This is a genomic window from Caulobacter sp. UNC279MFTsu5.1, from assembly GCF_900114015.1.
GTDB lineage: Bacteria > Pseudomonadota > Alphaproteobacteria > Caulobacterales > Caulobacteraceae > Caulobacter.
Window position 1 is genome coordinate 204,345 of sequence record NZ_FORN01000004.1, and the last position, 24,250, is coordinate 228,594.

At 69.8% G+C, this 24,250-nt stretch carries 25 protein-coding genes; 10 read left to right on the forward strand and 15 right to left on the reverse strand.

Annotation, left to right across the window (positions count from 1 at the left end):
• Positions 1–36: 36 nt before the first annotated feature.
• The gene (locus BM066_RS03500) at positions 37–474 is read left to right on the forward strand and encodes a hypothetical protein (protein WP_089924404.1); all 438 of its coding nucleotides are present in this window, start codon (positions 37–39) and stop codon (positions 472–474) included.
• 128 nt (positions 475–602) lie between these two features.
• Here the strand turns inward: BM066_RS03500 and BM066_RS03505 are convergent, their stop codons facing one another.
• Together BM066_RS03505 and BM066_RS03510 are read right to left on the reverse strand one after the other, a co-directional pair.
• Positions 603–1,535, reverse strand: coding sequence for an alpha/beta fold hydrolase (locus BM066_RS03505; RefSeq protein ID WP_089924405.1), 933 nt, complete (start codon positions 1,533–1,535; stop codon positions 603–605).
• Positions 1,536–1,537: 2 nt separating this feature from the next.
• Complete coding sequence (locus BM066_RS03510) at positions 1,538–2,011, reverse strand: PaaI family thioesterase (protein ID WP_089924408.1); 474 nt, start codon at positions 2,009–2,011, stop codon at positions 1,538–1,540.
• A gap of 144 nt (positions 2,012–2,155) precedes the next feature.
• Between BM066_RS03510 and BM066_RS03515 the strand changes: the two genes are divergently transcribed.
• Entirely contained in the window at positions 2,156–2,668 is a 513-nt protein-coding gene (locus BM066_RS03515) for an RNA polymerase sigma factor (RefSeq protein WP_089924410.1), read from the forward strand.
• Positions 2,658–3,254, forward strand: a complete 597-nt coding sequence (locus BM066_RS03520) for a hypothetical protein (RefSeq protein WP_018061013.1) — start codon at positions 2,658–2,660, stop codon at positions 3,252–3,254. The genes BM066_RS03515 and BM066_RS03520 overlap by 11 nt, the downstream gene beginning before the upstream one ends.
• A 64-nt stretch (positions 3,255–3,318) precedes the next feature.
• Here BM066_RS03520 and BM066_RS03525 read toward each other — a convergent pair whose 3' ends face one another.
• The 3 genes from BM066_RS03525 to BM066_RS03535 form a co-directional block, all read right to left on the reverse strand.
• Positions 3,319–4,185, reverse strand: coding sequence for a pirin family protein (locus BM066_RS03525; protein WP_089924412.1), 867 nt, complete (start codon positions 4,183–4,185; stop codon positions 3,319–3,321).
• A gap of 141 nt (positions 4,186–4,326) precedes the next feature.
• Positions 4,327–5,697, reverse strand: coding sequence for an ABC1 kinase family protein (locus BM066_RS03530; protein WP_089924415.1), 1,371 nt, complete (start codon positions 5,695–5,697; stop codon positions 4,327–4,329).
• A 147-nt stretch (positions 5,698–5,844) separates the two neighbouring features.
• Positions 5,845–7,635 (reverse strand): M3 family oligoendopeptidase, encoded by a 1,791-nt coding sequence (locus BM066_RS03535; RefSeq protein ID WP_018061342.1) that lies wholly within the window; start codon positions 7,633–7,635, stop codon positions 5,845–5,847.
• A 165-nt stretch (positions 7,636–7,800) separates the two neighbouring features.
• Between BM066_RS03535 and BM066_RS03540 the strand changes: the two genes are divergently transcribed.
• Both BM066_RS03540 and BM066_RS03545 read left to right on the forward strand, forming a co-directional pair.
• Positions 7,801–8,202 carry a hypothetical protein gene (locus BM066_RS03540; RefSeq protein ID WP_018061343.1) on the forward strand — a complete coding sequence of 134 codons (402 nt, stop codon included), beginning with the start codon at positions 7,801–7,803 and terminating at the stop codon, positions 8,200–8,202.
• A gap of 154 nt (positions 8,203–8,356) precedes the next feature.
• Complete coding sequence (locus BM066_RS03545) at positions 8,357–9,835, forward strand: sigma-54-dependent transcriptional regulator (protein ID WP_018061344.1); 1,479 nt, start codon at positions 8,357–8,359, stop codon at positions 9,833–9,835.
• A gap of 21 nt (positions 9,836–9,856) precedes the next feature.
• On the opposite strand, the gene BM066_RS03550 is transcribed toward BM066_RS03545, so the two are convergent.
• The 6 genes from BM066_RS03550 to ykgO all read right to left on the reverse strand — a co-directional run bounded on the left by BM066_RS03550 (position 9,857) and on the right by ykgO (position 13,450).
• Positions 9,857–10,633: a tellurite resistance TerB family protein gene (locus BM066_RS03550; protein WP_018061345.1), complete on the reverse strand. Its 777-nt coding sequence runs from the start codon at positions 10,631–10,633 to the stop codon at positions 9,857–9,859.
• A gap of 82 nt (positions 10,634–10,715) precedes the next feature.
• Positions 10,716–11,051 (reverse strand): hypothetical protein, encoded by a 336-nt coding sequence (locus BM066_RS03555; RefSeq protein ID WP_018061346.1) that lies wholly within the window; start codon positions 11,049–11,051, stop codon positions 10,716–10,718.
• Between the two features lie 244 nt (positions 11,052–11,295).
• A complete protein-coding gene (locus BM066_RS03560; RefSeq protein ID WP_018112952.1) occupies positions 11,296–11,565 on the reverse strand; it encodes a nucleoid-associated protein GapR in 270 nt (89 codons plus the stop codon).
• Between the two features lie 92 nt (positions 11,566–11,657).
• A complete protein-coding gene (locus tag BM066_RS03565; protein ID WP_018061127.1) occupies positions 11,658–12,527 on the reverse strand; it encodes an NAD(P)-dependent oxidoreductase in 870 nt (289 codons plus the stop codon).
• Positions 12,528–12,707: 180 nt separating this feature from the next.
• Positions 12,708–13,325, reverse strand: coding sequence for an HAD family hydrolase (locus tag BM066_RS03570; RefSeq protein WP_018061126.1), 618 nt, complete (start codon positions 13,323–13,325; stop codon positions 12,708–12,710).
• Complete coding sequence (ykgO, locus tag BM066_RS03575; protein WP_018061125.1) at positions 13,325–13,450, reverse strand: type B 50S ribosomal protein L36; 126 nt, start codon at positions 13,448–13,450, stop codon at positions 13,325–13,327. Before ykgO ends, BM066_RS03570 begins: the two co-directional genes overlap by 1 nt.
• 250 nt (positions 13,451–13,700) lie before the next feature.
• Here ykgO and BM066_RS03580 point away from each other — a divergent pair, with 250 nt between their 5' ends.
• Complete coding sequence (locus BM066_RS03580) at positions 13,701–14,990, forward strand: lytic murein transglycosylase (RefSeq protein ID WP_018061365.1); 1,290 nt, start codon at positions 13,701–13,703, stop codon at positions 14,988–14,990.
• On the opposite strand, the gene BM066_RS03585 is transcribed toward BM066_RS03580, so the two are convergent.
• The gene (locus tag BM066_RS03585) at positions 14,987–15,445 is read right to left on the reverse strand and encodes a hypothetical protein (RefSeq protein WP_018061366.1); all 459 of its coding nucleotides are present in this window, start codon (positions 15,443–15,445) and stop codon (positions 14,987–14,989) included. The two genes, BM066_RS03580 and BM066_RS03585, sit on opposite strands and share 4 nt — an antisense overlap.
• A 77-nt stretch (positions 15,446–15,522) precedes the next feature.
• A complete protein-coding gene (locus BM066_RS03590; RefSeq protein WP_018061367.1) occupies positions 15,523–16,851 on the reverse strand; it encodes an MFS transporter in 1,329 nt (442 codons plus the stop codon).
• A gap of 162 nt (positions 16,852–17,013) precedes the next feature.
• Between BM066_RS03590 and motA the strand changes: the two genes are divergently transcribed.
• The 3 genes from motA (at position 17,014) to mnmD (ending at position 20,244) form a co-directional block, all read left to right on the forward strand.
• Positions 17,014–17,883, forward strand: a complete 870-nt coding sequence (gene motA, locus BM066_RS03595) for a flagellar motor stator protein MotA (protein WP_018061368.1) — start codon at positions 17,014–17,016, stop codon at positions 17,881–17,883.
• A 134-nt stretch (positions 17,884–18,017) separates the two neighbouring features.
• On the forward strand, positions 18,018–18,332 hold the full coding sequence (locus BM066_RS03600) for a hypothetical protein (RefSeq protein WP_018061369.1): 315 nt from the start codon (positions 18,018–18,020) through the stop codon (positions 18,330–18,332).
• Positions 18,333–18,417: 85 nt separating this feature from the next.
• Entirely contained in the window at positions 18,418–20,244 is a 1,827-nt protein-coding gene (mnmD, locus tag BM066_RS03605; protein ID WP_089924418.1) for a bifunctional tRNA (5-methylaminomethyl-2-thiouridine)(34)-methyltransferase MnmC2/FAD-dependent 5-carboxymethylaminomethyl-2-thiouridine(34) oxidoreductase MnmC1, read from the forward strand.
• A gap of 562 nt (positions 20,245–20,806) precedes the next feature.
• Here the strand turns inward: mnmD and BM066_RS27255 are convergent.
• Both BM066_RS27255 and BM066_RS03615 read right to left on the reverse strand, forming a co-directional pair.
• Complete coding sequence (locus BM066_RS27255) at positions 20,807–22,015, reverse strand: OmpA family protein (protein ID WP_089924421.1); 1,209 nt, start codon at positions 22,013–22,015, stop codon at positions 20,807–20,809.
• A 244-nt stretch (positions 22,016–22,259) separates the two neighbouring features.
• A complete protein-coding gene (locus tag BM066_RS03615; protein WP_018061891.1) occupies positions 22,260–23,165 on the reverse strand; it encodes a LysR substrate-binding domain-containing protein in 906 nt (301 codons plus the stop codon).
• Positions 23,166–23,280: 115 nt separating this feature from the next.
• Between BM066_RS03615 and BM066_RS03620 the strand changes: the two genes are divergently transcribed.
• On the forward strand, positions 23,281–24,126 hold the full coding sequence (locus BM066_RS03620; RefSeq protein ID WP_018061892.1) for an oxidoreductase: 846 nt from the start codon (positions 23,281–23,283) through the stop codon (positions 24,124–24,126).
• Positions 24,127–24,250: the final 124 nt, after the last annotated feature.

Sequence of the window (24,250 nt, forward strand, 5' to 3'; positions counted from 1 at the left end):
GCCGATCCCACCCAGACATGAACCCAGGAGGCGTCGATGCCTGAAACCACCACCCTGAACCTCACGGTCTACAAGCCCGTCGTCATGGCCGGCCCGGAAGAACAGGTCGGCTTCGACTATATTCTGACCATCGTCGTCCCGGATCTGAAGACCGCGGTGAGCGGCGATCCTTCGCAGGCGTCTTCGGCCCGTTGCGACGTCGTGCCGGTCACCGGCACGCTGGAGTTTCCCAACCCGGCCCTGCCCGTCATCTCGCCCTACACCGGACTGATGTTCATCTACGACAACGCCCCGCTTATCGGCTTTCCGCTCACGATCATCGCGCAGAGCGCCGGGGAGGACTTGAAGTTCAACATGAACCTCAGCTTTCCGGCCTCGCCGCTCTATTTCTTCAGCGGCGCCATCATGTTCGGCGACTGGCCCGGACCGCTCAGCGACGTGACGGCCAGTTTCCTCTGCCCTCAGCCGACCTAGAGCGCGTTGGGCGAAAGTATGAGCGGTTTCGCCCGCCAAACGCGCTCTAAACTTCTGAATCTGGCGCCTGTCGTCAAATCTGGCGCGTGGTCCTCGTCCTTCGACAAGCTCAGGATGAGGACCATTGCTCAGGCCCAGTCGCTACCCCACCCCGCCAGCAGTCCCCGCAGCCCCGCCACGAAGGCCAGCGGCTGGTCGACCATCACGTGGTGGTCGGCGTCGGGGATCGGCGCGCGCAGGACGGCGTCGGGCATCTCGCCGATCATGTAGTCCAGGGTCTCGGCGTGCATCAGGGCCGAGCGCTCGCCCCACATCAGGGCCGCCGGGCAGGCGATGCGCGGCAGCAGCAGGCCCAGGTCCGGCATCGAGAACCGCTGCCAGATCGCCGGATCGAACTTCCAGGTCCAGCCGCCCTCGACTTGCTTGAGAGACCCCCGCGCGATGTAATCGGCGATGTAGAGGTTCTCGCAGCCCTGCGGCGGGGCCAGGCGGAAGCGGGCCAGGGCCGCCTCCAGCGTCGGATAGACCCGGTTGGCGGCGTCGGGGCGCGGCGGCGGGCCGCGCCAGCGCTTTTCCGGCGGCTGGATGCTGCTGTCGACCATGACGATCCCGCGCAGGCGGTCGGCGTGCTCGGCGCCGCAATAAAGGGTGGGAAAACCGCCGAACGAATGGCCGACCAGGATCGGCTTCACGCCGCCCGCCTCCAGCTGCGCCGCCTCCACCGCCGCGAAGATCTCGGCCGCGAACAGTTCGGCGGAATAGGCCGGACGCCAGTCCGAGCCGCCCATGCCCGACCATGAGATCGCCGCCACCCGCCAGTCCTGGGCGAAGAACGGCGCGATGAAGCTCCACCAGTCGGCGTGGGCGCCGTTGCCATGCAGGAACAGCAGGCCCGGCTTGCCGACCTCGCCCCAGGTCAGGAGCTCGATCTCCGCGCCCTGGACAGGAATGCGCGAGCGTTCGGGCGCGAGCGCGAGCGCCGCCTCGAACCAGGCGGGGGCTGGCGGCTTCTCGCCGTGGAACGGGCCGAGCAGCGACAGGGGCGCGGGATCGTCGGCCATGCTCAGGCCTTTTCCATGTAGGCGATCTCGCCGGGACGCGGGGTGCGCGGGGCCAGGGCCTTGAAGACCCCGGTTCCGGTCATCAGCGTCCGCTGGCCGGCCCAGATGCGGCCGCGCACGGTGAACACCAGGTCCTGCTCGGCGATCAGTTCGCCCCGCCCCTCGACGAAGTCGCCGAGCTGGGCCCCGGACAGGAAATCGCAGTTCAGCCGCACGGTGACCCAGCTGTAGGACTTCCGCAGCGAGATGAGCCGGCCCCAGGCCATGTCGGCGAAGCTCATCAGCATGCCGCCGTGGCAATTGCCCAGGCCGTTGGTGTGGTGCTCCTCGACCCGGAAACCCAGGGTCGCCTCGCCCGGGCCGGCGCGGTGTTCGTACAGCGGCCCGATCTGCCGGCCGAAGCCGCGCGACCAGTTCAGCTGGCTGTAGCCCTCGGGGATGGCGGCGGCCTGGGCGTCGGTGAGATCGTCGGACATGGGCAAAGTCTAACGAGCGTTTGAAGCGTGGCAAGCGCGACGCTGGGGAAGCCTTTGGGCAAACTTCGACGGGACCTTGTAAGGACGGCGCGGCCGCCGGCGTCTAACCTTTCGAAAACGGGGCATTCTTAAGAAAAGGCGGCCATGGGCGCTGGACGGCAGGAGGACGAGGCTTTCGCGGCGTGGCTGGCGCCGCACCTGGGCGCCTTGCGCCGGACGGCCCGCGCCTTCGCCGAGCCGGCCGACCAGCACGACCTGATGCAGGAACTGATGCTGGCGGTGTGGCGGGCCCGCCCCCGCTTCCGCGGCGAGAGCGCCGACCTGACCTTCGTCTACCGCGTCGCCCACAACACCGCCCTGACCTGGAAGCGCGGCGAGACCCGCCGCCAGCGGCGGCGCGCGGCGATCGAGGCCGAGACGGCCTTGCGCCTGGAGGTCGGCGCCACGCCGGAGGCCGGCCTGCTGGACAGGCTCTACGACGCCATCCGCACCCTGCCGCCGCTGGACCGCTCGCTGATCCTGCTGTCGCTGGACGGCCAGCCCTATGCCGAGATCGCGCGCGTGCACGGTCTCAGCGAAACCAATGTCGGCGCCCGCCTCAGCCGGGTCCGTCGACGGCTCTCGGACCTCGTGGAGGAGCGCGCCGATGGAGTTTGAGCGTCTCGAACAGGTCTGGCGGTCCCGGGCCAACACCCCCGATCAACAGGCCCAGGCCTATCTGATGGAGCAACTGATGCACGCGCTGAAAGCCCGCCGCCGCGGCGAGATCCAGCTGCTGGCGATCCCCGTCGCAGCCATGACTATCTTCACGGCCATCGCCGGACGGTCGATCCTGGTCGGCCAGACCCATATCGGCCGCGAGTGGGGCGCCCTGGCCATGCTGGGCGTCTGCTGGATGATGCTGGCGGCGGTGCTGGTCGCCGGCCTGCTGGCCAGGCGGCCCCCGCGCGACGGATCGCCGGTGCGCCAGACTCTGGAGGCCCTGCTGGCCGCCAACCGCCGGGCGCGGACCAACTACCGGATCTTCTGGTTCAGCCTGCCGGTGTTCCTGGTCCCCTTGGTGGTCGCGGTCGTCCAGCTGAACGACGTCGGCAAGACCACCGACCGCGACATGGTGCAGATGCTGCTGGTGTTCGGCCTCGCCCTGGGCGCCAGCGTCGGCTGGAACACGCTGCGGTTCTTCCGGGTGCTGAAGCCGGAGCAGCGGCGGCTGGAGAAGTTGCTCAGGGAGTACGATCAGTAAGGTTGTCATCCCGGACAAGCGCGAAGCCCGCAGATCCGGGATGACAGGCTTTTGTCGAGGGTCGTCAGCCCGCCACCGCCCCGAACTTCCCGGCGTTATAGTCGTCGATCGCCTGGATGATCTCCTCGCGGGTGTTCATCACGAACGGCCCGTGGGCGAAGACCGGTTCGCCGATCGGCTCGGCGTGGCCCAGCAACACCACCGCGCCGGCGGGCGCGTCGAAGGCCACGGCGTCGCCGTCGTCGTTCAGCTCGACCAGGTTCCACTTCGGAGCCATTTGGGGCGCGCCCCGGCCGCCGACCGCGATCTCTCCGGAGACCACGTACAGGAACACCGCCCGCCCCGGGGCGACCGGCAGGGTCACCGCTCCGCCCGGCGCCAGGCGCGCGACGCTCATCTCGACGCCGATCAGCGACGGGAACGGACCGGTCACGCCGTCGACCGCGCCGGAGATCACCTCGATCTTCGCGCCGCCGGCCTCGACCTTGGGGATCGCGTCGCCCTGCAGGCCCAGGTAGTTCGGCGCGGTCATCTTCAGCCGGCCCGGCAGGTTGACCCACAGCTGCAGGATCTCCAGCGATCCGCCCGCCTGCTTGAAGCTGGCCGGCGACAGCTCGGCGTGGACCAGACCGCGGCCGGCGGTCATCCACTGCACGCCGCCCGGTCCGATCACGCTCTCGTGGCCGCCGCTGTCGAGGTGCGAAAGCTCGCCCTCCAGGATAAAGGTCACTGTCTCGAAGCCGCGATGCGGATGCGGCCCGAACGGCAGGCCGCGGTTGTGGGGCGGATAGACCTGCGGGCCGTGGTGGTTGAGGAACAGGAACGGATCCAGCTGCGAGATCGCCGGCCCGGGCAGCGGGCGGCGCGTGGTCAGGTCGGCGATGTCGTCGCGCTGGGCGGGGTGGAGGCGCTTGAGGGTGCGTGGGGTCATCTGTTGTTCCTTCTCCTCACCCGCATAGCGGGGGAGGTGGCGCGATGCGAATACGCATCGTGACGGAGGGGGCGCGTGCGGCGGCCGGCCGCCCCCTCCGTCCGCTGCGCGGACACCTCCCCCGTTTCACGGGGGAGGAGATCAAACCACCCCCGCCGCGCTCAGCACCGCCGCCTGCCGCCGGGCCAGCCCCTCCTCCGAGAAGCCTTCCAGCGACGCCTCGAACAGGGCCTTCCAGTTATGTCGCGCCCCCAGGTGCAGGAAGGCCGCGCCCAGGCCGATGGCGGCGCGATCCATGAACACGAACTCGCGCGGGATCAGCACCGGCCCCTTGGCCTTCAGGGCCTGGCGCACCTTGAAGGCCTCGCGGCGGCCGTATTCGCCGGGCGGCACGTCGTCGGCGACGCTGCGCACCCGATCGTCAAGCAGCGGGCCGTAGATGAACCGCGCCCAGACGTTCAGCACGTCCACGAGGTCGTCGTTCAGATTGGCGAAGCCCCAGCTGCGATAGGCCTCGACCTGCTCGGCGCGGTCGTCGTTGGACAGGGCGCGGTACAGCCGCACCACCCCGGCCACGAAGCGCGGCGGAAAGATGCGGATGCAGCCGAAGTCCAGCAGGTTCAGGTGCGCCGCGCCGTCGCTCCCTTCGGGGCCGCCGAACGTGTAGTTGCCCAGGTGGGGGTCGCCGTGGATGATCCCCAGGTGGGTCATCGGACTCCACCAGGCCTCGAACAGCAGGGCGGCGATGCGGTCGCGGGTTTCCTGCGGCGCGTCCTTGAAGGTCAGCAGGCCTCGGCCGTCCAGCCAGGTCATGCTGAGCAGCCGCCGGGTCGACAGCGACGCAACGGGCTCGGGCACGCGGATGTCGTCGCGGCCGGTGAAGAAGCCGCCATAGACGGCCATCAGCCTGGCCTCGCGCTCGTAGTCCAGCTCCTCGCGCAGCCGGTCGCCGACCTCGACGATCATCTCGCTGGGGTCGATCGAGCCGTCCATCCGCTTGAACAGGCCGATCAGGGCGCGCAGCTGGGAGAGGTCGCTTTCGACCGCGCTCTGCATGTCCGGATACTGCAGCTTGACCGCCAGGGCGCGGCCGTCCGGGCCGACGGCGCGGTGCACCTGGCCCAGGGACGCGGCGGCGGCGGCCTCGTGCTCGAAGCTCTGGAACCGGCCGGCCCAGTCCGGCCCCAACTCGGCGGCCATCCGCCGACGGACGAACGGCCAGCCCATGGCCGGAGCGTTGGTCTGCAGCTCGGCCAGCTCGGCGGCGAACTCCGGCGGCAGCAGGTCCGGCACGGTGGCGAACATCTGGGCCGCCTTCATCAGCGGTCCCTTCAGCCCGCCCAGGGCCGCCCTCAGCGCCTTGGCGTTGCGGGCGTCGGCGCTGTCGCCGCCGAACAGGCTGTTGGCGCCGTAGCTGACCGCCGCGCCGGAGAGGCCAGCCCCGACCTTGGCGAAGCGCGACATGCGGCCGGTAAGGCGGTTGCGCTCGGGGTCGCGGGGGTCAGCGGCCATGCGGCGAGCCCCCTCCGGCCCTCCGGGCCACCTCCCCCAGAGGGGGAGGAGCTAGCTCGGCGCAGTTGCTCCCCCTCTGGGGGGGCTGTCGCCCTCCGGACCGGCCTTTGGCCGGCCGCAGGATAAACTCCGCGACCAAGGGGGTCTTCACACCAGCGCCTCGAACTCGTCGACCAGGCGTTCCAGCTGGGCGCAGCCCGCGGCCCAGAACGCCTTTTCGCGCGGGTTCAGGCCGAAGGGCTTGAGCGCTTCGACATAGGTGCGCGTGCCGCCGGCGGCCAGCAGGTCCTCGTAGAGCGGGGCGAAGGTGTCCGGATCCTCGCGGCGCTTCTCCATCAGGCCGCGCACCAGCAGGTCGCCGAACGCATAGGCGTAGACGTAGAACGGCGCGTGCACGAAGTGGCTGACATAGGCCCAGTAGTGCTCGTAGCCGTCGTTCAGCACGACGGCCGGGCCCAGGCTCTCGGCCATCACCTCCAGCCACAGCCGGCCGATCTGGTCGGGCGACAGCTCGCCGTCCTTGCGGGCCTCGTGGAAGCGCCGCTCGAAGCGGTGGAAGGCGATCTGACGCACGACGGTGTTGAGCCCGTCCTCGATCTTGCCGGCCAGCAGCCCCTTGCGGTCCTTGGGCGCAGCCTCGGCCAGCAGGCGGTCGAACACCAGGCCCTCGCCGAAGATCGAGGCGGTCTCGGCCAGGGTCAGGGGCGTGTCGGCCAGCAGGGTGCCCAGCGGCGCGCACAGGGTCTGGTGCACGGCGTGGCCCAGCTCGTGGGCCAGGGTCAGCACGTCGCGCCGCTCGCCCATGTAGTTCATGAACACATAGGGGTGCCGCTCGGCGGTGACCGGGTGCGAATAGGCCCCCGACTGCTTGCCCGCGCGCGGCCGGGCGTCGATCCACGGCCGGTCGAAGAAGGTGCGGGCGGTGTCGGCGAACTTCGGGGCCAGGGCCTGGAAGCTTTCCAGCACGATGCCCTGCGCCTCGGTCCAGTCGTAGCTCTTGGGCGCGGCGGCGGTCAGCGGCGCGTTGCGGTCCCAGTAGTCGAGGGTCTTGCGGCCCATGACCTTGGCCTTCAGGGCGTAGTAGCGGTGCGACAGGCGCGGATAGGCCTCGACCACCGCCTGCTCCAGGGCGTCGACCGCGTCGGCGTCGACCTCGTTGGCCAGGTGGCGCGACTGGGCCGGGCCGTCGAACCGCCGCCAGCGGTCCTCGACCTGCTTTTCGAAGGCCAGGGTGTTGAGGACCAGGCCTTGCGTCGAGGCGCGCTCCTCCAGCGCCTTGGCCAGACCGTCGGCGGCGGCCTTGCGGCGCTTGCCGTCGGGGTCGGACAGGCGGTTCAGGGCCTCGGGCAGGGTCAGGGTCTCGTCGCCGACCTTGGCCTGGAGCTTGGCCAGGGTCTCGTCATAGAGCCGCACCCAGTTGCTGACGGCCGGGCCGCGGTCGACGATGTAGCGCTCCAGGTCGGGCGTCAGCTCGTGCGGGCGCGACAGGCGCAGGCGGCGCAGCCAGGGCGTCCAGCGGACGGCGGCCGGATAGGCCTTCAGCGCCGCCTCCAGCTCGCCGTCCTCCAGCTGGTTCAGCTCCAGCGAGAAGAACAGGCTCTCGGCGGCGATGGCCGACGAGCGGGCCCGCAGATCGGCCTCGAACTTGGCCCAGGCCGGGTCGTCGCGGGCGGTCGAGGCGGCCAAGCCCGCATAGGCCCCCACGCCCCACAGGCCGTTGGTGGCCTGTTCGTACAGCTTGACGCCGCGGTCCAGCAGCACGCCCAGGCGCTCGGGCTCGCCGCGGGCCTGCAGGAACAGCCCCTCCAGCGAGGCCAGCTCGTCATTGGCGGCCTTGGCGGCGGCCAGGTCGGTCTCGATCCGGGGGTCGTCGCGACCGGCGTAGAGGTCGGCGAGATTCCACTCGGGCAGGGCGTCGGTCTTGAAGGGCGCGTTCATGGCCAACGGATATGGCCCCGTCGAAAGACGCGCGCAATCGTCGCCTTGGGCTTTCCGCCGTGCGGCGATCGCGCCGTCCGCATTACCGCGAATTAAAGAGCGCGCAGGCGAGTCGCGCCCTAGGATATCGCCGGTCGGCGAGGGGCGTCGACGAGGGCGAATCCGATGATCAGGCAGGCCGTTTCCGTCGCTCTGGCCGTGGGCCTCGTCGCCGCGCGGCCGGCGATGGCCGCGGACAAATCCCAGCCGATGGGCTGGCTGGCCCAGACGATCCGCGGCGTCGTGGTGTTCCACGGCTGCACCGAGCGCCTGAAGGAAAAGTTCAATATCGGGCCGCTGACCGACATCGACATCACCCACATGGACTCGGGCGGCGGCGACCTGTCGGGCGCGATGGACGTGAAGTTCGAAGCCGTCACCGTCGAGAAGAAGACCCAGCGCAGGAGCCGCTTCGTCGGCGTCTGCCACGTCGGCCGCGAGGGCGAGACGCGGATCGACGCGCGCCTGGTCAGCCAGAACGGCGGCGGCGAGGTCCGCCGCGTGCCGCCGGGCCGGATTTCGGGGTAAGGCCCGCGCCCGATCGTCACACCTCGTTAAGGGCGACCGTTAACGCCTGACTCACGTCTCCGAAACCCGGTCTTTACCCGGCGCCTGTATCACTCTGAACCAACAAGAGCCCTGTCCCATGTCGGACGCGGCCGGTTCTAACGGGTGTCTGCAAATGACCAAGACGGTCCTCGTCGTCGACGACGATCCGACTCAACGGCGGCTGATCCAGGCCGTCCTCGAGCGCGAAAGCTTCGCGGTCTCGCACGCCGAGAACGGCGACGCGGCCATGGCCCACCTGGCCAGCGGCGCCCCCGTGGACGTCGTGCTGCTGGACCTGGTGATGCCGGGCCTGTCGGGCCAGGACACCCTGAAGGAGATGCGCGCGCGCGGCTATGCGCAGCCGGTGATCGTGCTCACCGCCTCGGGCGGCGTCGACACCGTGGTCAAGGCCATGCAGGCCGGGGCCACCGACTTCTTCATCAAGCCGGCCTCCCCCGAGCGCATCACCGTCTCGATCCGCAACGCCCTGTCGATGGGCGACCTGAAGGGCGAGGTCGAGCGCCTGACCAAGCGCGCCGGCAACCGAACCACCTTCGCCGACCTGATCGGAACCTCGCCGGCCATGACCCTGGTCAAGCGCATGGGCGAGCGCGCGGCCAAGTCGTCGATCCCGATCCTGATCACCGGCGAGAGCGGGGTCGGCAAGGAACTGATCGCCCGCGCCGTGCACGGCGGCTCCGACCGGGCCGGCAAGCCCTTCGTGGCCGTCAACTGCGGCGCCATTCCCGAAAACCTGGTCGAGTCGATCCTGTTCGGCCACGAGAAGGGCAGCTTCACCGGCGCCACCGACAAGCACCTGGGCAAGTTCAAGGAGGCCGACGGCGGCACCCTGTTCCTCGACGAGGTCGGCGAACTGCCGCTGGACATGCAGGTCAAGCTGCTGCGCGCGCTGCAGGAAGGCGAGATCGATCCGATCGGCTCCAAGCGCTCGCAGAAGGTCGACGTGCGCATCGTCTCGGCCACCAACCGCGACGTGGCCCACGCCGTGTCGCAGGGCCGGTTCCGCGAGGATCTCTATTACCGCCTGAACGTCTTCCCGATCGAGGCCCCGTCCCTGCGCGAGCGCCGGGACGACATCCCCGCCCTGGTCGAGGCCTTCATCCGCCGCTTCAACGTCGAAGAGGGCAAGCGGGTGGTCGGCGCCGCGCCGGAAACCCTGAAGATCCTCGCCGCCTTCGACTGGCCCGGCAACGTGCGCCAGCTGGAGAACGCGGTCTATCGCGCCATCATCCTGGCCGATGCGCCGTATCTGCAGCCCTACGACTTCCCGGCCATCTCGGGGATCGTCGCGCCGCCTCCGGAAGCCGTCGGGCCGGTCGCCACCGCCCAGCCCGACCTGCCGGCCGTGCTGCAGGCCGCCCACGCCGCCATGGCCCGCACGCACGCCCCGGACTCGCCCGTACGCATCCTCGACGACCGCGGCCACCTGCGGACCCTGGAGGAGATCGAGCGCGACCTCATCCAGCACGCCATCGAGGTCTATGCCGGCCACATGTCGGAAGTCGCCCGCCGCCTGGGCATCGGCCGCTCGACCCTGTACCGCAAGGTCCGCGAACAGGGCATCGACGTGGATCTGAAGGAAGCGTCGTAAAGAGCCGCAAGCAGCGAAAACCTACAAGCGACCCGCATTCTTCAAGCGGAGTTGAACCTCGCTGGCGAAGGCGACCTCCTCGGGGTCGACCTCGCCGTCAGCATCGATCACCTTTCGCATGGTGCGCATCAACGCTTTTGGGTTTCCCTCCCCAGCGCACATGCGCGCCAGCGCCCGTTCAAATGCGCGCTCGTCAGGCACCCACGAGCGCACGCGCCTCCGCACCTCATGCTCGTCGAGCGGCTCGTCCGCGCTGAACAGGACGTGCTTGATGATCTCGTCCTGCTCGGCCTCGTCGAATTCGCCATCGGCGGCGCCAACGAAACTCAGAATGATGATTTCGTCGCGACATGATTGAACGGCCAGAAGTTCGGGACTGCGGGACGCCAGATCGTCCGCCGTCATCTGCCGTAGGAGCGGGTGTTCGCGGAAATACGCCAACGCGTTTTCGTGGACTTCGCCCGTTGCAAGATCAGTAGCTTCAGCCACTCTGGACGCCATAAACATGCGCATGGATCCGCGCATGTGACAGTAGGCTGTCAGCCGAACCTCCGCGACCTCGTGAAGAAGGTTTCGCAAGGTAATGCAGCGCCCTGAAAGTTGCTGCTTGGCGTCTGTATAGACAATGTGAAAAGCCATTGGCGGCGCAGGCGGATCATCGACTTCGACGAGCATTCCGTGATCGTCAAATTCGGCGCCGGCGACCTTTCGGCCCAGCCGTTCGGCGCGAACGTCCGACAGACGCCGCCGAAATGCGGCGCGGGCCGTGACGAAGTGATCGATATTCAAGTTGGTCATGCTTGCCTCCCCAAAGGCGAGCTTGAGCGCAACACACGCGAGTGTCGAGAGCCATCAATCGCCTTTCACGCTACCCGGGCGATCAATCTTCGCCTGTCTCGGTCGCCATCGCCCGCCCACGCCGGCCGAAGCCCTTGCCGCGCGACATCGGCTTGCGCTCGCCCTTGGCCTTGGCGGCGATTTCCTTGAGCTTGATCGTCTGGTTGACCGACATGGCCTGGCCGGCGCCGCCCTTTTCGGGATCGCCGAACGCGCGGCCGTAGGTCTCGATGCGCTGGGCGACCGAGCCCAGGAACTCGCCCTCCCATTCGGAAAGCTCGATTCCGGCAAGATCGGCCGTACGCTTGGCGCGCTTGAGGGCGTTCAAGGCGGCCTTGCGCGCCTGAGCACGGGGATCGGGCGGCTTCCTGGCGCGCATCCGCAGAGACTAGCGGGCGTCGGCGGCCGGACGCACGCGGAAAAATCACCATCTCAAACCCTCTCCCATGGGGAGAGGGAGGGACCCGCGCCGCAGGCGTGGGAGGGCGAGGGGGTAAAACATCAGACGGCGTGCCGGCAGGGCGCCGTGAGAAATCGGTGAGGGTGTAACCCCTCACCCTCCCACCGCTCCGCGGCGGGCCCCGCCCTCTCCCGCTGGGAGAGGGTGAAGTCTAGTCGTAGTCCTAGATCTCGCCGATGGCCGACAGGTACAGGTCCAGGATCGCGTCCTCTTCCTGGCGCTTGGCGCGGTCGGTCTTGCGCAGGCGGACCACCTTGCGCAGGATCTTGACGTCGAAGCCGTTGCCCTTGGCCTCGGCGTAGACCTCCTTGATCTGCTCGGCGATCTCGGTCTTCTCGACCTCCAGGCGCTCGACCCGGTCGATGATGCTCTTCAGCTGGCCCTGGGCGGTGGAGTTGAGCACGTCGGCGTGCGGGGCGGCGTCATCGGCCATGGCAAGGTCTCGCGAAAAGGCGGGAAACGGAAGGCGCGGAACCTAGTGGCAACGGGCTCCGAGTGGAAGGCCGATTCCCCGGTCTTTTTGCTTTAGCGCCCTTCCACGCGTCCGCGCGACACCTCGGCCAGGGCGGCCAGGTCGGGGGTTTCGCCCTCGCCCGCCAACAGCGCCTCCAGGCCGTTCTCGACCAGGTCGGCCAGCGGCAGGGCCAGGCCCTTCTGGTCGCCGGCGGCCTGGGCCAGGCGGACGTCCTTGAGGGCCAGGTCGGCGGCGAAGCCTGGCGGATGGTAGCGGCCTTCGGCGATCATGCCGCCGTAGATCTTGTAGACCGGGGCGGCGAAGATGGTGCTGGTCAGCACGTCCAGCAGGTCGGCGGCCGGCACGCCGTGGGCCGCGCCCAACGCCGTGGCCTCGCCCATCGCCTCGACGGCCGAGACGATCATCAGGTTGCCGGCGATCTTGACGACATTGGCGCGGACGGGGTCCTCGCCCATCGGCCAGACCTTGGCCGCCAGGGCCTCCAGCGCCGGCATGGCCGCGGCCACCGCCTTGGGCGCGCCGGCCGCCAACACATTCAGTCCGCCCGCCCGCGCTACCGGCGGACGGCCGAACACCGGCGCGGCCACATAGGCCAGGCCCAGCTCGGCGTGCCGCTCCGCCAGTTCGCGCGCGAAAGCCGCCGAGATGGTGGCCAGGTTGACGTGGACCAGGCCGGGACGGGCGAGCGGCAGAGCCTCCAGCAGGGCGTCGCGGATCGCCTGGTCGTGGGCCAGGATCGATAGGACGAGGTCGCCTTGCAACGCGTCCTCGACCGTCGCGGCCACTTGAGCGCCCTGGGCGGCCAGCTCGGCCGCCGGCCCAGGCGAGCGGTTCCACACCGTCACCGCGTGGCCCTTCTCCAACAGATTCTCGACCATGGCCTTGCCCATGGCGCCCAGGCCGATGAAACCGATGTGCATGGAGGTGCTCCTGAAGCCCCCTTCTCCCCTTGCGGGAGAAGGTGTCGGCGCAGCCGACGGATGAGGGATCGATGGGCGCCCGACGCCCAGCGTGACCGTCAACTGGTCGCGGCGGACGGGATCTTCAACCCCTCATCCGACCTGCTTCGCAAACCATCTTCTCCCGCAAGGGGAGAAGGGTCAAAGGAGGCCGTGCTTTTCCACGATGGGCCGCAGCATGGCTGGATCGGTGAAGTGGTGCACGTGGAAGCCCATCGCCGCGGCGGCCTTGATATTGGCCAGGCTGTCATCGACGAACAGCAGGTCGGCGGGCTCCAGGCCCGTGCGCTCCAGGGCGATCTCGTAGATCCGCGCCTCGGGCTTGATCACCCGCTCGTAGCCAGAGACCACGGTGTCGCGGAAATGGCTGAAGGCCGGGCTCATGGCCCGCACGCCGTCCCAGGTCTCGTGGGACATGTTGGTCAGGCCGAACTGCGGGACGCCGCGCGCGGCCAGGGCCTCGATGACGGATTCGGTCTCGGGGATCGTTCCGGAAAACATCTCGTCCCAGCGGTCCCACCAGGCGGCCAGGTGCTCGGCGTGGTCGGGATGCTCGGCGCTGCGGGCGGCGATGTTGTCGGCGAAGGTCACGCCGCGATCGGTCGCCGCGTGCCAGTCCAGGGTCCCGACATGCGAAAGGAACCGGTCGAGATCGGCCGGTTCCTTGAAGATCTTCGCGTAGAGCGTGCGCGGATTCCAGCGCACGATGACGTTGCCGACGTCCCAGAGCAGCGCCCTGGGAGGCCGGGCCGGCGTCATTAGCCTTGCTTGGCTTTGAAGCGCGGGTCGGTCTTGTTGATGATGTAGATGACGCCCTTGCGGCGGACCATCTTGCAGTCGCGGTGACGCGACTTCAGCGACTTCAGCGAGCTACGAACCTTCATGACCGTCTCTATACTCAGCGGAGAGGTTCGCGGCCGCCATGAGGGCGAAAGGAACATCCGGGATGTTTCGGAGGGCGTGCGTATAAGCAGGACGACCGCCGGAGTCAATGCGCGGCTTGGCCTCAAAGCGGGCATAGGCGTCGGGAATGGCGGTAGAGCTCCACGGCTCAAGCCCGATCCCGCGGGAACTTAACCGCTCTGTCGCCCCTTGTGATTGCAGCCCCCTCACGAACCCCGGTAGCCTGCCCTCATGGATAGACGCGTTTTCCTCGTTCTGCTGCTGGCCGGCTGCGCCGACACCTCGGTCAACGCGCCCCTGGCGCCGTCGGTCGCCCCGCCGGCCCCGCCACGCACGCCGCCGCCCGCCCCCGCCGCGCCCAGCGCCGATCCGGCCGCCTCGGGCCAGGCCGTCGGCTTCGACGCCTGGCTGGCCGCCTTCAAGCAGAAGGCCCTGGCCGCCGGCCTGACCCAGCAGCTGCTGGACCGCGAGCTGGACGGCGTGACGCCCGATCCCAAGGTGATCTCGCTGGACGGCCGCCAGCCGGAATTCTCCAAGCCGGTGGGCGACTATATCCGGGGCGTGGTCGGCGAGGACCGCATCGCCGTCGGCCGCGACAAGCGCCAGACCCTGGCCTTCCTGCCCGACATCGAGAGCCGCTACGGCGTGCCGCGCGACATCCTGCTGGCCGTCTGGGCCATGGAATCGGCGTTCGGCAAGATCCAGGGCAATTTCGACGTCGTGCGCTCGATGGCCAGCCTGGCCGCCGACGGCCGCCGACGCAATTGGGCCGAGGGCGAGCTGATCGCCGCCCTGAAGATCATCGCCTCGGGCGAGGACACCCGCGCCCAGCTCAAGGGCTCGTGGGCCGGGGCCATGGGCCAGACCCAGTTCCTGCCGTCCAACTACCTGTCGACCGCCGTCGACTTCGACGGCGACGGCCGCCGCGACATCTGGGGCAGCGACGCCGACAGCCTGGCCTCGGCCGCCAACCTGCTGAAGAAGGGCGGCTGGAAGCCCGGCGTCGGCTGGGCCAAGGAAGTGATCCTGCCGGCCGGCTTCGACTACGGCCTGGCCGAGGGGCCGCGCGAGGTCCCGTCCTGGTGGGAAGCCAAGGGCGTCAAGCGCGCCGACGGCCTGCCCTGGACGCCGGCCGACGCCGCCTCGCCCGCCGGCCTGATCCTGCCCGCCGGCTGGTCGGGCCCGGCCTTCCTGGCCCTGCCCAACCACTTCGCGATCCGCACCTACAACAACTCCACCTCCTACGCCCTGGGCATCGGCGTGCTGGCCGACCGGTTCGCGGGCGGCGGGCCGCTGGTCGCCGCCTGGCCGGCCGAGACGCCGCTGAACCTGGCCGACCGCATGGCCGCCCAGATCGCGCTGGGCCGCCTGGGTTTCTCCCCCGGTCCGGCCGACGGCGTGATCGGCGCGGGCACCCGCAAGGCCCTGCGCGCCTGGCAGGCCGACCGCAAGCTGCCCGCCGACGGCTATCTGTCGTCCGACATGGTGGTGCGGCTGAAGGCGCAGGCGGGGATCAGCTAACGGACGGTGATGTCCACCGCGATCCGCCGGACCGCGCCGTCGGGACTGGAGCCCTGCAGCACCATCCGGTCATGGCCGGCGTAGCCCGAGGCGGCGGTGTAGAAGGCTTGATGACCCGGCACCTTGCGGCTGTTGCAGGCCGCGCGGGGATTGCCCGGCGGAAAGGCCGCGAAATAGGGATCATCCTTGATCACCGCCGTGCCATGGGCCGGCGGCTCCAGGATGGTCAGGGACGCGCCGGGCTCGTGGACCGAACAGTCGGGATCGATGGCGGTATTGGCCCAGACCCGGATCGGATTGCTGCCGACCACGGCCTTGGCGATGCTAAGCTTCTGGTAGCCGGCCGCCGGCGCGACCGGCTTGACCGTCACGACATATCGGCTGGGCTGGGCGGAAGCGGCCGACACGACGGCCAGCCCCGCAGCGCAGGCCAGGATGAACAACTTGGAGCCCACGAGCGATCTCCCTGAGGCGTCACTTTCGGGAGGCTGCGCCGGGTTCGTTTCACGACTATTGCAGGCCCCGCGAGCCCTCAGTGCGGCCCGCTCGCGTCGATCGAGCTGGCGTCGACGACCTGGGCCTCGTCGCGGGCCTCGCGGGGGGCCGAGGCGTCGCCGACCCGGCGCATGATCGGGTCGAGCAGGGCGTAGGCGACCAGGCCGGCCAGCACCGCGACGTTCATCAGATAGGGCGAGGGGTGGGCCCACTTGTAGAGCGCCACGCCCAGCACCGGGGCGATGATCACCGAGGCGCCGTTGATGGCGCTGATCGCCCCGGCCACCGCCCCCTGCTCCTCGTGTCCCACCGACAGCGAGGCGCCGGCCGTGAAGCCGGGCCGGGCGAAGCCGTAGCCCAGGCTGCACAGGGCGAAGCCGACCACCAGGGTGTGGTAGTCGGGCGAGAAGGCGACGATCAGGTTGCCGGCGGCCGCGCTGCCCGCGCCCAGCCACAGCAGCTGGCGCGGGGTCAGGCGTAGCATGCGGATCAGGCCCCATTGCGCCAGCAGGCTGGCCACGGCGCCGGCCATCATCGCCACGCCGGCGAAGGCCGCCGCCTGGGCCGGCGAGATCTTCAGCTTGTCGATGACCATGAAGCCCAGGGTCTGCTGGTTCACCGTCTGGGCGCTGGCCAGCAGGAAGCCGTAGACGATGAAGGGCATGATCCGCCGGTCGTTCCAGCGCACGCGGGCCCGGGGCTTGTGGGCCGTGTCGCCGACACGCTCGGGGATCTCGTCGGGCGTCTCGGGCAGGCCGCGCACCACCAGGACCAGCACCACGATGGCGATCAGCGCGAACGAGAACATCGGCCCCGACAGGGTCAGCAGCGGGAACACCAGGAACGGCGCGACGGCCGGGCCCAGGATCGTGCCCAGGCCGCTGGCCGAGGCCATGGTGGCCAGGGCGTTGGTGCGGTCGGCCGGCGCGGTGCGGTCGGCGACATAGGCCTGGGCCGCCGGGTTCGAGGCGCTGCCGACCAGGCCGAAGATCGCCCGCGACAGGGCCGCCCCGGCGAACACCGCCAGCGGGACCATCAGCCCCTTCAGCCCCATCAGGATGAAGAAGCCGAAGCCCAGCATCGACACCGCGAAGCCGGCCATGCCCAGGATCACCATCGGCTTGCGGCCGCGCCTGTCGGACATCCGCGCCCAGACCGGCGACATCACGCCCCACGCCAGGGCCGACAGCGAGAAGATCGAGCTGATCAGCACGTCGGGGATGCCGACCTGGCGGCCGATGGCCGGCAGCACGGTCTGCAGGGCGGTGTTGCCGGCGGCGCTGGACAGTAGGACGGCGAACAGGATGGCGAAGGCGCGGCCCCTGGCCTTGTCGTCCAGGCGGACATCCGGGCTGGCGGCGCTCATGCTTCCCCTCCGGCGCGCGTGGCCGGTTGGTCCGGCCTATGGCGTCAAACATCTGTTAGGCGGGTGCGGCGAAAGGCGCAACAGGGCCGCAAACCAGCGCTCACCTTGGATTAAGCATTAACGGCGATGATCTCGGCGCAAGTTACCGGGGCTCTCCACGTCATGTTCCAGATCATCGGCATCGTCCTGCTGTTCGGCCTCGTGTTCGGCAGCTTCATCATGTCCGGCGGCAAGATGGACGTGATCATCGAAGCCGCCCCGCACGAGCTGATGTGCATCCTCGGCGCGGGCATCGCCTCGTTCCTGATCTCGAACTCGATGACCGTGATCAAGGCGACGGCCGGCGGCTTCGGCAAGATCTTCGCCGGCCCCAAGTGGAAGACCGGCGACTATCGCGACCTGCTGAGCCTTTTGTTCCTGCTGACCAAGACGATGAAGTCCAAGGGCGTCATCGCCCTGGAAAGCCACATCGAAAAGCCTAACGACAGCTCGATCTTCCAGCGCTATCCGAAGATCACCAAGGACCACTTCGCCGTCGACTTCATCTGCGACACCCTGCGGATGATGACCATGAACCTGGAGGATCCCCACCAGGTCGAGGACGCGATGGAGAAGCAGCTCGAAAAGCACCACCACGAGGGCCTGGCCCCGGCCCACGCCCTGCAGAGCCTGGCCGACGCCCTGCCCGCCCTCGGCATCGTCGCCGCCGTGCTGGGCGTCATCAAGACCATGGGTTCGATCACCGAGCCGCCGGCCGTGCTGGGCGCGATGATCGGCGGCGCCCTGGTCGGCACCTTCCTCGGCGTGTTCCTGGCCTACGGCCTGGTCGCCCCGTTCGCCACCCGCCTGACGGCCGTGGTCGACGAGGAGGGGGCGTTCTACAAGATCATCCAGTCGGTGCTGGTCGCCCACCTGCACGGCAACGCCGCCCAGATCAGCGTCGAGATCGGCCGCGGCAACGTGCCGAGCGAGGCCCAACCCAGCTTCCTGGAACTGGAAGAAGCCCTGCAGGCCATCCCCGCCGAACCTTGATAAGGGCGATCACGGACCGATCACGGATCCGTGAACAATTGTCTTGCCCCTGCTACAGAACTGATGTTCTGTGAGGTCGTGACGCGGCCCTCTCGGCCGCAGTCGCCAGACAAGCAGTCGCAAGGGAAGTCCCTATGACCACCAAGATTCTCCGCTCGATCCTGATCGCCGGCATGGCCGTCTCGGCCCTGTCGCTGGCCGCTTGCGGCAAGAAGGCCGAAGAGTCGGCCGACGCCTCGGCCCAGAAGGCCCAGGAAGCCGCCGCCTCGGCCAGCACGGCCACGGACGCGGCTTCGAACGCCGCGACGGCCGCCGCCGACGCCAACAAGGCCGCCGCTGACGCCGCCGCCGCCCCGGCCGCCCAGGACGCCACGACCGCCGCCGAAGCGCCCGGCACGACCACCACCACGACCACCACCGAAAAGAAAACCGAGCCGGCCGCCCACTAAGGCCAGTTCGCTTCGCAGCGATCGGAAGGGCCGTCCGCGAGGGCGGCCCTTCTTCTATGGGGGCGGGCGGCCCTATAAGCGGCGCATGAGCGCCCCTGCCGCCCCCCCTCCCGACGCCCCGTCCGCCTCGCCCCTGGTCTGGCGCGACGACGGCCTGCCGCAGTCGGCGTTGTACGGCGACGTCTATTTCTCCAGCGCGGACGGCCTGGCCGAAACCCGCGCCGTCTTTCTGGCCGGCTGCGGCCTGCCGGCCGCCTGGCGGGGCCGCGACCGTTTCGTCATCGGCGAACTGGGCTTCGGCACCGGCCTGAACATCGCCGCCCTGCTGGACCTGTGGCGGCGGGAGAAGACCCCCCAATCCAAGCAAGGGGGCCAGCGCCTGCACGTCTTCTCGATCGAGGCCCATCCGATCACCCGCGACGAGGCGGCCCGCGCCCTGGCCGTCTGGCCCGAGCTGGGCGAGGCCGCCCAGGTACTGCTCGACCACTGGCCGGGCCGGGCGCGCGGCTTCCACCGCATCGACCTGCCCGGCTTCGACGCGACCTTCGACCTGGCGGTGATGGACGTCGAGGACGCCCTGGCCGCCTGGGACGGCGCGGCCGACGCCTGGTTCCTGGACGGCTTCTCGCCGGCCCTGAACCCGGCGATGTGGCGCGAGGCAGTCCTGGCCGCCGTGGCCGCCCGCAGCGCCCCCGGCGCGCGCGCCGCGACCTTCACCGTCGCCGGCGCGGTGCGGCGCGGCCTGGCCGCCGCCGGCTTCCAGGTCGACAAGCGCCCCGGCTTCGGCCGCAAGAAGGAACGGCTGGAGGCGGTGGCGCCCGGCGTCGCGACCGCCCCCCCGCGTCCGCGCCGCCTGGCGGTGGTCGGCGGCGGGATCGCCGGCGCCGCCATGGCCCGCGCCGCCCGGGCCGAGGGCCTGGCGGTCACCGTGTTCGACGACGACCAGGCCCCGGCTTCGGGCAACCCCGCCGCCCTGGTCACCCCCGCTCTCGACGCCGGCGGCGGTCCGCGCGCCGCCCTGCCCGCCCAGGCCTTCGCCCGCGCCGTCGCCCTCTACGCCCAGCTGCCCCAGGCGGTGATCGCGCGCGGCGTGCTGAAACTGCCGGTCGGCCCGCGCGACGGCGAGCGCCACGCCGCCGTCGCCGCCCAGGACCTGTTCGAGCCGGGCGCGATGGCCCTGCCGGACCCCGAGGCGGTCGCCGCGCGCCTGGGCGAACCGGCCGCCGGTCCCGCCCTGGACATGGTCGACGCCCTGGTGGTGGAGCCCGCGCGCGTGATCGAGGCCTGGCGCGGGTCGGCGATCGCGGCGCGGGTCGCCCGGCTGGCGCGTGAAAACGGCGTCTGGCGATTGTTCGATCCGGACGACCGCCTGCTGGCCGAGGCCGAGGCCGTGGTGCTGGCCGGCGGCGCGGACCTGGCCAGGCTATGGCCCGCCGCTCCGATCCGTCCCGTGCGGGGCCAGGCGACCTGGACCGACCGCCCGGCTCCGGCTCCCGCCGCCTTCGGGGCCTATGCGGTTCCCACCCGCGACGGCGTGCTGTTCGGGGCCACCCACGATCGCGGCGACGTCGCGACCGAAGCCCGCGAGGCCGACGATCGGCGCAACCTGCAGACCCTGGCCAAGGGATTGCCCGGCCTGGCCGCCCGGCTGGCGGACGCGCCCCTGCGGGGCCGCGCCGCCGTGCGCGCGACGACGGCCGACCACCTGCCGCTGGCCGGCGCGGTCCCCGGCGCGCCCGACGGCCTGTTCGTCCTGGGCGGCCTGGGCGGGCGCGGCTTCTGCCTGGCGCCGCTGCTGGCCGAGCACCTGACGGCGCGGATCCTCGCCCTGCCTTCGCCCCTGCCCAGACCCCTGTCGGACCTCCTGGAGCCTTCGCGATTTCCATCGCGCGCCGCCCCTGGAGCGGTATAATCGGACGAAGAAGGACAACGCCGCATGAAGCGCAGGTTCCTCGCCCTCGCCGCCTCGACGGTCGCACAGGCCCGCTTCACGATGGCGCAAGTCCAGACCCGGCCCGCGGAGGTTCGCGACAGGAGCCGACACCCCAGAATGTCGGCCTGACCGGCGCCCGACGCCCTCTCGGGCTTTCCGGATGATGGCGCTCCCGACACCCTCGGGGGCGTCCTTCTTTTTTGGGATGGCCCCCATCTCCGGTCCCGCACGCCTCTTGGCGCGGCGCCGGCCTCCCCCGTCACGCCGCGCCATCTCGCTTCGCGGGGAGGCAGTCGCACATGACCCAAAATAAGGCTGTCATCCCGGACGAGCGCGCAGCGCGAAGATCCGGGACCGACGCGTGAACGCAAGCGCTTCCGGCGGTCCCGGATCTGCGCGCGACTTTCGCCGGGCTTGTCCGGGACGACAGCTCTTTTCTCGGAAAATCCATATGCGATCGCCCCGCGTCGAGGAGGAGGAGGAATGGAAAAAGGGCCCGGCGTCGCCGCCGGGCCCTCCATCTTCGTCGTGATCGCGATCTTTAGAAGTTGATCGAGATCGTGGAACGGCGGTTCAGCGGTTCCTTCACACCATCGCCGGTGGCGACGGCCGGTTCGCTTTCGCCCTTCCAGTCCACGGCCAGGGTGGTGGCCGCGACGCCGGCGCCGACCAGAGCGTCGGCCACGGCCTTGGCGCGGCGCTCGGAGAGCTTGGCGTTGTACTTCGGAGACCCCGAGGTGTCGGTGTGTCCGACCACGGTGATCTTCGTCGCGTTGCCGCCCTTGGCGTAGTCGGCCGCTTGCGAGACCACGGCCTGGGCTTCCGGCGTCAGCACGTACTGATCGAACGGGAAGTAGACGATGAACTCACGCGCCTCGTAGGCCGGAGCCGGGGGCGGCGGGGGCGGCGGGGGCGGGGGTTCCGGCGGCGGGGGCGGAGGCGGCGGAGGCGGCGGCGGCGGCGGCGGGGGCGAGCCGAAGGTGTAGCGGACGCCCAGCGTCAGCGAGGTGTCCTTGTACTTGCCTTCGTAGGTGCCGACGTCGGTCACCGCGCCGAAGTGGCCCGCGCCGCCGACATTGGTCGTCACCGAACCCCATTGCAGGTCGTCCGTCTGCAGGTAACGGCCGGTCAGGTCCAGCGACCAGTTCGGCGCGAAGTCCCAGGCGATGCCCAGGATGCCTTGATAGGCCAGGGCCTGGTCGACGTCGTCGAAGCTGGTGTTCTGGAACTGGGCCGCGCCGGCCGGCACGCCCGAAAGCTGGCCATAGACCTTGTTGTGGACCCAGGCCGTACCCACGCCGGCGCCGATGAACGGACGCCAGCTGGAATCGGGCATGAAGTCATAGATGACGTTGGCCATCAGGGTGGTGGCCTTCAGCTCGCCGTCCGGCTTGCCGCAGGTCGGGGCCGCCGCGGTGCGCTCGATGCCGGCGGTGCAGAGACCGATCGGCTGGGGATCGGCGGCCGAGCCGCGGACGCTCCTGATGTCGCCCGAGCGATAGCCATATTCGCCTTCGACGCGCCAGTTCGGGGTCAGCTTGTAGCCGATACGACCAAACGCCGCCCAGTCGTCCTTGGCGGAGAACGTCCAGTCGGACGCGCCCGTGGACGACGAAGCCTTGACGCCGTCGGTCGTGTGGTACCCGACGTCGCCGGCGACGTACCATCCGCTCAACGCGCTTTGGGCGGAGGCGCCTGACGCGGCGCAGAGCGCAAGCGTCGCGACACCAGCCAGCAACCGGATTTTCATGTTGTAACCCTCTACGTGAATGTCGTGAAATCGGATTGGAGCGATCTCACGACGACAAACGCGCCAGTAGCAAAATAAGGTGTGGCCAAGGCGCCACATTCGCGCCATTTCGTCGGAAAATCGACGCAGTGCCCGGGAACTGGGGGATCACGCCCCGAAGAATAGCGCCGTTCTTCCACGACGCGGCCCAATTCGCCCTCCCGACGGAGCCCCAAACCGTTGTGTCGTGAAAGTTGCGGGCGGATCACCGCCGAGGTCCCAGGACCTCTCGCGCCATGTCGATGAAGGCGCGCAGCTTGGGCGCCTGGGCGGCGCGACGCGGGAAATAGAGGAACAGTCCGGGCTCCTCGATCGCCGTCTCGGGCAGCAGCCAGCGCAGTCGTCCCTCCCTGACGGCCTCGCGGACCAGCGGCTCGAATACATAGGCCACGCCGACCCCCGCCAGGGCCAAGTCTCGGGCGTAGAGCGGATCGGTGACCCGGGCGCTGCCCCGCACCCGCACCGCAGTGTCGACGCCGTTCTCCCGCACCTCCCAGGCATAGTCGCCGCCCGTGGAGACCAGGCGAAAGCCGATGCAGTTGTGATCGCCCAGATCCGCCAGGGCGCCGGGAGCGCCTCGGGACTGGAGGTAGGCCGGAGCGGCGACCATGATCGCCTTGAACGGCAGGGTCAGGCGCACGGCGGTCATGTCCCGAGCGATCATCTCGCCCAGCCGCACGCCGGCGTCGTAGCCTCCGGCCACGATGTCGATCAGGCCGTCGTCGGACGTCACCTCGATGACCAGGTCCGGGTGGCGCCGAGCCATCTGGGCGATCACCGGGGTCAGGGCGATCTCCAGCGCCACCCGCGGGACGTTCAGGCGCAGCACCCCGGCCACCCTGCCCCGGCTAGCGCGCAGCCGCTCGATCGCCTCGTCCACCTCCGCCAGCGCCGGGCCGACCTCGGCGACGAACCGCGCCCCGGCCTCGGTCAGGGCGACGCTGCGGGTGGTGCGGATCAGCAGCGGCAGGCCCAGCCGTTCCTCGACCGTCTTGACCGCGTGGCTGACCGCCGAAGGGCTCATGCCCAGCACGGCCGCCGCCGCGGCGAAACCGCCTTGCCTGGCGACCGCCAACACCACGGGGAAATGGACGATCAGGTCTCGATCCATTCATGTACAATATCGAATAGACCCTTTCATTTAAACCATCTTGTCGTGTGATTGGCGCGTTGCGATCTTCACCCGGCGTTCGGACGGAACGCCTTGCCGCCTCTGGAGATCGACCATGACCGCCCTCGCTCCCAAAACCTGGCTCATCACCGGCGCCGCCTCGGGTTTCGGTCGCGCCTTCGCCGAGCACGCCCTGTCGCTGGGCGACAATGTCGTGGCCACCGCGCGTTCGGTCTCCAGGCTGGACGCCCTGGTCGACCTGGCCCCGGACCGGGTGCTGGCCGCCAAGCTCGACGTCGACCAGGCCGGCGACGCCGAGGCCGCCGTCGATGCGGCGGTCGCCCGCTTCGGCCGCCTCGACATCCTGGTCAACAACGCCGGCTACGGCGTGGTCGGCGCCCTGGAGGAAACCCCGGACGCCGAGCTGCGGGCGATCATGGACACCAACTTCTTCGGAGCCCTGGCGGTGATTCGCGCCGCCCTGCCGGTGTTGCGCGCCCAGCGCTCCGGCGCGATCGTCAACATCTCCAGCCTGGGCGGCCAGCTCTCGTTCGCCGGCTTCTCGGCCTATTCGGCCAGCAAGTTCGCCCTGGAGGGCGCTTCGGAAGCCCTGGCCCAGGAGGTCGCCCCGTTCGGGATCAAGGTGCTGATCGTCGAGCCCGGCCAGTTCCGGACCGACCTGGCCGGCGGCGGCATGCGCCACATGCCGATCCTGCCCGCCTACGACGACACCGTCGGCCCGACCCGGGCCTTCGCTCACGACATGCACGGAACCCAGCCCGGCGACCCGCGCAAGGCCGCCGCCGCGATCGTCACGGCGCTGGAAGCGGAGAAGACCCCGCTGCGCCTGCAGCTGGGCGCCGACGCGGTCGAGGCGGTGCGCGGCCATGCCGAAGCGCTGCTGGCGGACCTGGCGGCATGGGAGGCGGTCGCGAACGCAACACGCCACGACGACGCCTGAGCAGCGTCGGGTCGAGCTGGATTAGGGAGAAGGAATGGTGGACGCGACAGGGATTGAACCTGTGACCCCTACGATGTCAACGTAGTGTTGGCCTCTGAAACCCTTGCTGTTGCAGGGATTGGCG

Bases quoted from the DNA above. Each gene is read 5' to 3' on its own strand.
- BM066_RS03525 (WP_089924412.1), bottom strand. From the start codon at position 4,185: ATGACCCCACGCACCCTCAAGCGCCTCCACCCCGCCCAGCGCGACGAC.
- BM066_RS03565 (WP_018061127.1), bottom strand. From the start codon at position 12,527: ATGCACATCGGTTTCATCGGCCTGGGCGCCATGGGCAAGGCCATGGTC.
- BM066_RS03505 (WP_089924405.1), bottom strand. From the start codon at position 1,535: ATGGCCGACGATCCCGCGCCCCTGTCGCTGCTCGGCCCGTTCCACGGC.
- BM066_RS03550 (WP_018061345.1), bottom strand. From the start codon at position 10,633: ATGACCAACTTGAATATCGATCACTTCGTCACGGCCCGCGCCGCATTT.
- BM066_RS03600 (WP_018061369.1), top strand. From the start codon at position 18,018: ATGACCACCAAGATTCTCCGCTCGATCCTGATCGCCGGCATGGCCGTC.
- BM066_RS03540 (WP_018061343.1), top strand. From the start codon at position 7,801: ATGATCAGGCAGGCCGTTTCCGTCGCTCTGGCCGTGGGCCTCGTCGCC.
- BM066_RS03590 (WP_018061367.1), bottom strand. From the start codon at position 16,851: ATGAGCGCCGCCAGCCCGGATGTCCGCCTGGACGACAAGGCCAGGGGC.
- BM066_RS03500 (WP_089924404.1), top strand. From the start codon at position 37: ATGCCTGAAACCACCACCCTGAACCTCACGGTCTACAAGCCCGTCGTC.
- BM066_RS03620 (WP_018061892.1), top strand. From the start codon at position 23,281: ATGACCGCCCTCGCTCCCAAAACCTGGCTCATCACCGGCGCCGCCTCG.
- ykgO (WP_018061125.1), bottom strand. From the start codon at position 13,450: ATGAAGGTTCGTAGCTCGCTGAAGTCGCTGAAGTCGCGTCACCGCGAC.
- BM066_RS03560 (WP_018112952.1), bottom strand. From the start codon at position 11,565: ATGGCCGATGACGCCGCCCCGCACGCCGACGTGCTCAACTCCACCGCC.
- BM066_RS03510 (WP_089924408.1), bottom strand. From the start codon at position 2,011: ATGTCCGACGATCTCACCGACGCCCAGGCCGCCGCCATCCCCGAGGGC.
- BM066_RS03570 (WP_018061126.1), bottom strand. From the start codon at position 13,325: ATGACGCCGGCCCGGCCTCCCAGGGCGCTGCTCTGGGACGTCGGCAAC.
- BM066_RS03545 (WP_018061344.1), top strand. From the start codon at position 8,357: ATGACCAAGACGGTCCTCGTCGTCGACGACGATCCGACTCAACGGCGG.
- BM066_RS03555 (WP_018061346.1), bottom strand. From the start codon at position 11,051: ATGCGCGCCAGGAAGCCGCCCGATCCCCGTGCTCAGGCGCGCAAGGCC.
- BM066_RS03535 (WP_018061342.1), bottom strand. From the start codon at position 7,635: ATGAACGCGCCCTTCAAGACCGACGCCCTGCCCGAGTGGAATCTCGCC.
- BM066_RS03520 (WP_018061013.1), top strand. From the start codon at position 2,658: ATGGAGTTTGAGCGTCTCGAACAGGTCTGGCGGTCCCGGGCCAACACC.
- BM066_RS27255 (WP_089924421.1), bottom strand. From the start codon at position 22,015: ATGAAAATCCGGTTGCTGGCTGGTGTCGCGACGCTTGCGCTCTGCGCC.
- motA (WP_018061368.1), top strand. From the start codon at position 17,014: ATGTTCCAGATCATCGGCATCGTCCTGCTGTTCGGCCTCGTGTTCGGC.
- BM066_RS03580 (WP_018061365.1), top strand. From the start codon at position 13,701: ATGGATAGACGCGTTTTCCTCGTTCTGCTGCTGGCCGGCTGCGCCGAC.
- BM066_RS03615 (WP_018061891.1), bottom strand. From the start codon at position 23,165: ATGGATCGAGACCTGATCGTCCATTTCCCCGTGGTGTTGGCGGTCGCC.
- BM066_RS03530 (WP_089924415.1), bottom strand. From the start codon at position 5,697: ATGGCCGCTGACCCCCGCGACCCCGAGCGCAACCGCCTTACCGGCCGC.
- BM066_RS03515 (WP_089924410.1), top strand. From the start codon at position 2,156: ATGGGCGCTGGACGGCAGGAGGACGAGGCTTTCGCGGCGTGGCTGGCG.
- mnmD (WP_089924418.1), top strand. From the start codon at position 18,418: ATGAGCGCCCCTGCCGCCCCCCCTCCCGACGCCCCGTCCGCCTCGCCC.